The organism is Oleiphilus sp. HI0117 (assembly GCF_001635235.1).
In genome coordinates this window covers 1-7848 of the sequence record NZ_LWGA01000785.1, presented here as the reverse complement: position 1 = coordinate 7848, position 7848 = coordinate 1, and the positions used below count along the sequence as shown (strand labels likewise).

The following is a 7848-nucleotide window of genomic DNA, read 5'->3' as shown; positions in this document are numbered from 1 at the left end:
GTGGGTAACGCAAATGATTTGTCCATTCTTGCCTAGCGATTTGAGTAGTCGGCCAACAATTTGTGCTGTGCCGCCGCCAATGCCTACATCCACCTCATCGAAAACCAGTGTTGGAATGGTCGAGTTTTGAGCGACAATGACTTGAATCGCTAAGCTGATTCGGGACAGCTCACCGCCTGAGGCAACTTTGTTGATGGCTTTGGGGGGCTGTCCAGGATTGGTGCTAATCAGGAATTCGACGGTATCCAGACCGTGCTGGCTTACCTTGCTGTTATCGAGAGGTGTTAGGCTGACGCAGAACTTCACTGACTTCATATCCATCAATGCTAGCTGCTCACATATTTTCTTTTCTAAAGAGCTGGCACACTTTATACGCTTCTGACGCTGCGTTTCAGCTAAGGCCCGGTAAGTGTTTTCCAATTCGATTACTTCAGCTTGCAGTTGCTCCAGATTTTGGTCGCCATTATTAAAGTCATGTAGTTCTTTGCTGAGTTTGTTTTGTATGGTTAACAGCTCAGTGGGTTCACAGCGGTGTTTTCTTGCTAACTGGTAAGCAGTGCTTAGGCGTTCTTCGATTTCTTGCAGGCGTGCTGGGTTGAGTTCAAATGAGTCGATAAAATGGCGTAAATTACTACCTGCCTCTTCAATTTGGATTTGCGCTTCATTCAGCATGTTGAGTGCTTCACTAATCTCATGATTTTCGCTGGGTAGGTTGTGTAGTGATGAGGAGGCTGAAGAAACCATGCTGGCGGCATTAGCATCACCCTCTGAACATAACGCTAGAGCTTCATGTGCTCTACTCAAAAGCAGTTCTGCATTTGCTAGCTGGGATTGCTCTTTTTCGAGCTGCTCAACTTCACCTTCTTGTAGGCCCAGTGCCTCGAGCTCTTCAAGTTGAAAGGTAATGAGGTGAATGCGGGCAGTAATCTCATCCTGGTTGTTTTCAAGTTTAGATAGGTGCTTAGCTTGACTTGACCATTTATTAAAAGCGCTGGAAACCTTGTCTGAGGTACTTTGTAGTTGGCCAAAGTTGTCGACAATCACCCGGTGGTTATCTTTGTTAAGTAAGGATTGGTGTTCGTGTTGGCTGTGAATATCAATCAGTAGCTCGCCAATTGATTTTAAATTCTGTAGAGGGCTAGGGTGGCCATTTATATAGCTGCGCGAGCGGCCCTCGGCTGTGATGACTCTGCGCAATATACATTGCTCGCCTTCTTCCAGGTCGTGGTCTTTAAGCCATTCAAGTGCCTTGGGGTGTTTGTCTAACTCAAAGGCTGCAGAAATTTCAGCCTTGGGCTCTCCGTGACGCACCATGCTCGTATCAGCCCTGTCGCCAAGCGCCAAGCCTAATGCGTCGAGAATAATTGATTTACCAGCTCCGGTTTCTCCGCTGAGTACGGTCATGCCGTTGTTGAATAAAACTTCCAGGTGGTCAGCGATGGCGAAGTTGGAGACTTTGAGTTGGCTAAGCATGGTTATTTTTCCGTGTCTGGATATGCAAATCAAAATTTGCTAAATATTACTGTATCTATAACCAGTTGGTAAAGATAAATATTATTCTTTCAGGCCGAGATTAAATGCAGTTAAAAAATAACTTGGTGGTGACTTGAAACTTTTCAGAGTGGCCCCCATATAGGCACCAACTTATTTATTACTGGCGATGCTTAAGTGCACGTAGAGCATTTGAAAGTCGCTATGTCAGGGTGTGCAGCATGTGCTGCGTAACGTTAATTAGTTTGATTAACTGCTGTTTTGAGATTGATAAGCGAAATAGCAGAGTTGTGGTCAGTGGAGGCGCAGGTGAGCGTAGAAAACGAAAATAATTCAAATGAAGAGCATATTGTAGAGGCAGCTCAAGAGGCTGTGGAAGCTGCTCAGGAAGAAGTCGAAACTAGTGGCCCTGAGCAGAATGCTGAGGCAGATGGCAAGGATTGGCAGGCTGAGGCTGAGTCTTTGGCGAAGCAAATTGAAGATCTTAAAGATCAGGCAATTCGTGCCAAAGCTGAAGTGCAGAATGTTCGCCGCAGAGCAGAGCAGGATGTAGAGAAAGCGCATAAATTTGCTTTGGAAAAATTTGCCAAAGAATTATTGCCTGTCATCGACGGCTTAGAGAAAGCGGTAGAGGCGGAAGTTGCAGCGGGTAATGAAATGACGACCTTGCGCGAAGGTGTAGAAATGACGCTTTCGATGTTTTTGAGTGGCGTGCAGAAGTTTAATCTGGAGCAGGTTGACCCGGTTGGTCACCCATTTGATCCAACGTTGCACGAGGCGATGTCAATGGTTCCTGCGCCGGATGCAGAGCCAAATACAGTGATTGCAGCAATGCAGAAAGGTTATACCTTGAATGGTCGTTTGGTCAGACCGGCAATGGTTGTTGTATCCAAATAAACGCACAAAAAAAGTACAAAATAATGGTTTAAAGCTTGAAAATGGAAATTTCGGCCAAATATAAGCGTTAACCCAAAAATATAGGCGCTAAGGCTTAAGATGAAAAAAGCCATTAAGCCTTACCAACAGAATTTAGAAATTAGAGAACGGGAGTAAATCAATGGGCAAAATAATCGGAATTGACTTAGGTACAACTAACTCATGTATTTCATTGCTAGATGGCGAAAAGCCAAAAGTTATTGAAAATGCAGAAGGCGATCGTACCACACCTTCAATCATTGCATTCACTGACGATAACGAAATCTTGGTTGGTCAGCCAGCTAAGCGTCAGGCAGTAACGAACCCGACTAATACTTTGTTTGCGATCAAGCGTTTAATTGGTCGTCGTTTTGAAGATGAAGTTGTACAGAAAGACATCTCAATGGTGCCTTACACCATTTCTAAAGCTGACAATGGTGATGCGTGGGTAGAAGTTAAGGGCGATAAGAAAGCGCCACCTCAGATCTCTGCAGAAATCTTGAAGAAGATGAAGAAAACGGCTGAAGACTTTCTAGGCGAGTCAGTAACTGAAGCGGTAATTACAGTTCCTGCTTACTTTAACGATTCTCAGCGTCAGGCAACTAAGGATGCCGGTAAAATTGCTGGTCTAGATGTTAAGCGTATTATCAACGAGCCAACTGCAGCAGCACTAGCGTTCGGTTTAGATAAGAGCAAAGGCGATTCAACAATTGCTGTTTATGACTTGGGTGGTGGTACTTTTGATATTTCTATCATCGAAATTGCTGACGTTGATGGCGAGAAGCAGTTTGAAGTATTAGCGACTAACGGTGACACCTTCTTGGGTGGTGAAGATTTCGATATGACGCTAATCGATTACTTGGCTGATGAGTTCAAGAAAGATAGCGGTATCGACCTTAAAGGTGATCCTCTAGCGATGCAGCGTTTGAAAGAAGCGGCTGAAAAAGCAAAAGTTGAGCTTTCAAGTGCGCAACAGACAGATGTAAACCTTCCTTATATTACGGCTGATGCGTCAGGTCCTAAGCACCTTAACGTGAAAATGACGCGTTCGAAGCTAGAGTCGCTAGTTGAAGATTTGGTTGAACGTAGTTTAGCGCCTTGTAAGACTGCATTGAATGATGCAGGTCTTAGCGCTTCAGAAATTGACGACGTTATCTTGGTTGGTGGTCAGTCTCGTATGCCTTTGGTTCAGAAGAAGGTTGAAGAGTTCTTCGGCAGAGAGCCACGTAAAGACGTTAACCCAGACGAAGCGGTAGCAATGGGTGCAGCGATCCAGGCTGCGGTATTGGCTGGTGACGTAACAGACGTACTGCTACTAGACGTTACGCCATTAACTTTGGGTATCGAAACAATGGGTGGCGTAGCCACAGCATTGATCGAGAAGAACACGACTATCCCAAGTAAGAAGTCCCAGATCTTCTCAACGGCTGAAGATAACCAGTCTGCTGTAACGATTCACGTTGTACAGGGTGAGCGTAAGCAAGCGGCTCAGAACAAATCTTTGGGACGTTTCGACTTGTCAGATATTCCTGCGGGCCCTCGTGGTATGCCTCAGATCGAAGTGACTTTTGACATCGATGCAAACGGTATCTTGAACGTATCGGCGAAAGACAAGGCGACAGGTAAAGAGCAGTCTATCGTGATTAAAGCTTCTTCTGGTCTATCTGATGATGAAGTCGAGCAAATGGTAAATGATGCAGAAGCAAATGCTGATGCCGATCGCCAGTTCGAAGAGCTAGTGACTGCGCGTAACCAAGGTGATGCGATTGTTCATGCGACTAAGAAGACTCTAGAAGAAGCTGGTGATAAGGCGACTGAAGAAGAGAAAACTGCGATTGAAGCTGCGATTACTGACCTTGAAGAAGCGCTTAAGGGTGATGATAAGGCAGATATCGAAGCGAAGACTCAGGCATTGACTGAAGCTTCATCAGGTTTGGCTCAAAAGATGTATGCTGAGCAAGCAGCAGCGGGCGCAGGCCCAGAAGCAGCAGCGCAAGGCGGTGCAGCAGAAGAGCCAGCTGGCGCAGCGGACGACAATGTGGTTGACGCTGAGTTTGAAGAAGTTAAAGACGACAAGAAGTAAGTTGTCGATAGGAGGGCGTAGCCCCTCCTGTTCTGAGACTTAAATAGCGTAATTTTTGAATCTTCTGGTTTGAAAGCTTACGTTTGAACGCGGAAGCATCGCCTTCCGCGTTTGCATATCTTCAGGTTTATTTTGCTAGGTCAGTTTGTATTAATGCGCAATAGAGCTATTGAGAGCTGCGCTAGCAAAATGATTCATCCTTCGGCAGAGGTCGGGGAAGAGTTTTATTTACGGTTTTATTGAATACGGTTGTTGCATATGTCGAAACGAGATTATTACGAAGTTCTGGGTATTGAACGCTCAGCTGATGCGAAGGAAGTTAAGAAGGCCTACAGACGCTTGGCGATGAAGTACCACCCGGACCGCAACCCGGATGATGCTCAAGCAGAAGAAAAGTTTAAAGAAGCAACTGAGGCTTATGAGATCCTTTCTGATGAGCAGAAGCGTGGCGCTTATGATCAGTATGGTCACGCAGGTGTTGACCCGCAAGCTGGTGGCGGTGGCTTTAGTGGTGGTAATGGTAACTTTAGCGATATTTTTGGTGATGTTTTCGGTGATATTTTCGGTGGCGGCGGAGGTGGCGGTGGCCGCCAGCGTAGCGCTCGTGGTGCTGATTTACGTTATACCCTCGACTTGGACTTGGAAGATGCCGTTAAGGGTACAACAGTAAAAATTCGCGTACCAACTCATGTGACCTGTAAGCCTTGTAATGGCTCGGGTGCTGCAAAAGGTTCTAAGCCTGAGCATTGTGGTACTTGTAATGGTGCGGGCCAGGTCAGAATGCAGCAAGGCTTTTTCTCTGTGCAGCAGACCTGTCCAAATTGTCGCGGCCAGGGAACAATGATTAAAGATCCTTGTCGTTCATGTCACGGTTCGGGTGTGATAGAAGAAACCAAGACTTTGTCTGTTAAGGTTCCGCCGGGTGTCGATACCGGTGATCGAATTCGCTTGGCAGGTGAGGGTGAAGCGGGCACGCATGGCGCGCCGTCAGGTGATTTATATGTACAGGTTTCGGTTAAAGAGCATCCGATCTTTGTGCGCGATGGCAAGACCTTGTATTGCGATGTGCCAATTTCCTTGGTAGATGCTGCTCTGGGTGGTGAGCTGGAAGTGCCTACACTAGATGGTCGCGTTAAATTGAAGATTCCGGCCGAGACTCAGACAGGCAAAATGTTCCGCTTGCGTGGCAAAGGTGTTGCCCCTGTTCGCGGTGGTGCAGCTGGTGACTTGATGTGTCGTGTGACTGTTGAAACGCCAGTTAACTTATCTAAAAAGCAGAAAGACCTATTGCGCGAATTTCAGGATACGCTAGATAAACATGGTGATAAAAAGCACGCGCCAAAAAAGCATACCTGGTTTGAAGGTGTGAAAAGCTTTTTTGATGATATGACGAGTTCTAATTAGATTATTGCCTCCACCACCGTCATTCCTGCGCAGGCAGGAATCCATTGTCTCGCGGAGTTAGATACACCCAATTAGTAGGTATCGACGGGGAAATCATGGTATTTAGAATGATCTAGCATTTTCCAGCACCTGAGGTGGGTTCAAAACAATGGATTCCCGTCTGCGCGGGAATGACGAGAATCTGCGCGAGAATGACGTAGAGGTAGTTGGGCCGGTTTATTCGCCTATAAATAAGGAAAAACAAAGTGACAAGAATTGCAGTGACCGGTGCAGCTGGTCGAATGGGTAAAATGTTAATTGAGGCCGTGGGTCTATCTTCTGAAGCAGAGCTAACGGCAGCCATTGAGCGCCCAGAAAGTTCCCTTGTCGGAACGGATGCTGGAGAGTTAGCAGGTGTGGGTGCGAACGGTGTTGTTGTCTCAGGTAGCTTGTCTGAAGTGATTGGTCAGTTCGATGTCTTGATTGACTTCACTGCGCCCGTAGCGACCTTGGCAAATGCTAAGTTATGTGCGGAGCATGGTAAGGGTATTGTTATCGGAACGACTGGCTTTACCGTTGAAGAAGAGGAGGAGTTGTTATTGGCTCAGTCTTCTGCGGCAATGTGTAAGGCTGCCAACTTTAGTACAGGCGTAAATGTTTGCCTGAACCTGCTTCAAAAAGCGGCTGAAATTTTGGGTGACGACTACGATGTTGAGGTTTACGAAGCTCATCATCGACATAAGGTTGACGCGCCTTCTGGTACTGCACTGGCGATGGGGCAAGCGGTGGCCGATGGTTTGGATCGGGATTTACGCTCGGTTGCGGTTTATGGGCGAGAAGGTCAAACCGGTGCACGTGATAAAGAAACTATTGGTTTTGCGACCGTTCGTGGTGGTGATGTTGTCGGTGATCACACCGTGATGTTTTTGGGCGAAGGTGAGCGTGTAGAGATTACTCACAAAGCGTCTAGCCGTATGTCTTTCGCTCGGGGTGCAGTTCGTGCTGCAGCCTGGTTGCAGAGTCAGAAGCCTGGCTTGTATGAAATGCGAGATGTTCTGAATTTGAAATAAGTGGCTTGGCTAAAAAATGCGCTATGAACTGCCTCTCACTGATAGACATAATTGTCATAAATGTGTACAATGCCGCCGTTTGAATAGTGGTTGTCTATTCAAAGCCCGCATGTATCAGCAGGGTTAACATTGAAGCGCGCGCAAGTATAAGAATTTTAAGCGAGGTGGGGTAAGCTCCGTCTCGCTTTTTTGCAACTTATCTGTGTGAAAATGCTGCTTTGAATGCCTGCTCGGGGACCAGATGCTTATCGCTTATACCTAGCGTGTAGTTTCTGAAGGCCACTTCAAACCCGCCTAAAGACGGTATCTTTATTATTCTCTCCTAGCCGATTACGACGAGGAACTGGCGTTGACAAAACCTGCAATTTTAGCACTTGAAGATGGCTCCATTTTTAAAGGAGTCTCCATTGGATCAGACGGTGAAACCATCGGGGAAGTTGTATTTAATACAGCGATGACCGGGTATCAAGAAATCCTGACTGACCCTTCCTATGCAAAACAAATCGTAACTTTGACTTATCCGCATATCGGAAATACCGGTGTTAATGCCGAAGATGTTGAGTCAGATAAAATTTGGTCAGCAGGCTTGGTTATACGTAACTTGCCTTTATTGGCGAGTAGCTGGCGTTCAGAAAAGCCTCTTAACGAATACCTTGAAGAAAACGGCATTGTCGCGATTGCAGATATTGATACACGCCGTTTGACGCGAATCTTGCGTGAAAAAGGTGCACAGAATGGCTGCATTATCGCTGGTGATGACATTAGTGAAGAAAAGGCGCTAGCCGCTGCGAAGTCGTTCCCTGGTCTAAAAGGTATGGACTTGGCGAAAGAGGTGACACGCACTGAACAGGCCTCTTGGACAGAAGCTGAGTGGTCACTAACTGACGGGTATGGCGAGCAAAGCGA

At 46.5% G+C, this 7848-nt stretch carries 6 protein-coding genes; 5 read left to right on the top strand and 1 reads right to left on the bottom strand.

Annotated elements, in window-relative coordinates:
- Positions 1-1473 (bottom strand): DNA repair protein RecN (gene recN / locus A3757_RS12800; protein WP_068739739.1); only part of this gene is annotated, 1473 nt, incomplete at its 3' end.
- Between the two features lie 327 nt (positions 1474-1800).
- Between recN and grpE the strand changes: the two genes are divergently transcribed.
- The 5 genes from grpE to A3757_RS12775 form a co-directional block, all read left to right on the top strand.
- On the top strand, positions 1801-2388 hold the full coding sequence (grpE, locus tag A3757_RS12795; RefSeq protein WP_082865342.1) for a nucleotide exchange factor GrpE: 588 nt from the start codon (positions 1801-1803) through the stop codon (positions 2386-2388).
- A gap of 160 nt (positions 2389-2548) precedes the next feature.
- The gene (gene dnaK / locus A3757_RS12790; protein WP_068514045.1) at positions 2549-4489 is read left to right on the top strand and encodes a molecular chaperone DnaK; all 1941 of its coding nucleotides are present in this window, start codon (positions 2549-2551) and stop codon (positions 4487-4489) included.
- 258 nt (positions 4490-4747) lie between these two features.
- Entirely contained in the window at positions 4748-5893 is a 1146-nt protein-coding gene (gene dnaJ, locus A3757_RS12785; protein WP_068514048.1) for a molecular chaperone DnaJ, read from the top strand.
- A 245-nt stretch (positions 5894-6138) separates the two neighbouring features.
- Positions 6139-6942 (top strand): 4-hydroxy-tetrahydrodipicolinate reductase, encoded by an 804-nt coding sequence (gene dapB / locus A3757_RS12780; protein ID WP_068511692.1) that lies wholly within the window; start codon positions 6139-6141, stop codon positions 6940-6942.
- A 349-nt stretch (positions 6943-7291) separates the two neighbouring features.
- Positions 7292-7848 (top strand): carbamoyl-phosphate synthase domain-containing protein (locus tag A3757_RS12775; protein ID WP_304439189.1); only part of this gene is annotated, 557 nt, incomplete at its 3' end.

What these genes read in the sequence shown, in the direction of transcription:
- dnaJ (WP_068514048.1), top strand. Translation starts at nt 4,748, where the DNA reads ATGTCGAAACGAGATTATTACGAAGTTCTGGGTATTGAACGCTCAGCT.
- dnaK (WP_068514045.1), top strand. Translation starts at nt 2,549, where the DNA reads ATGGGCAAAATAATCGGAATTGACTTAGGTACAACTAACTCATGTATT.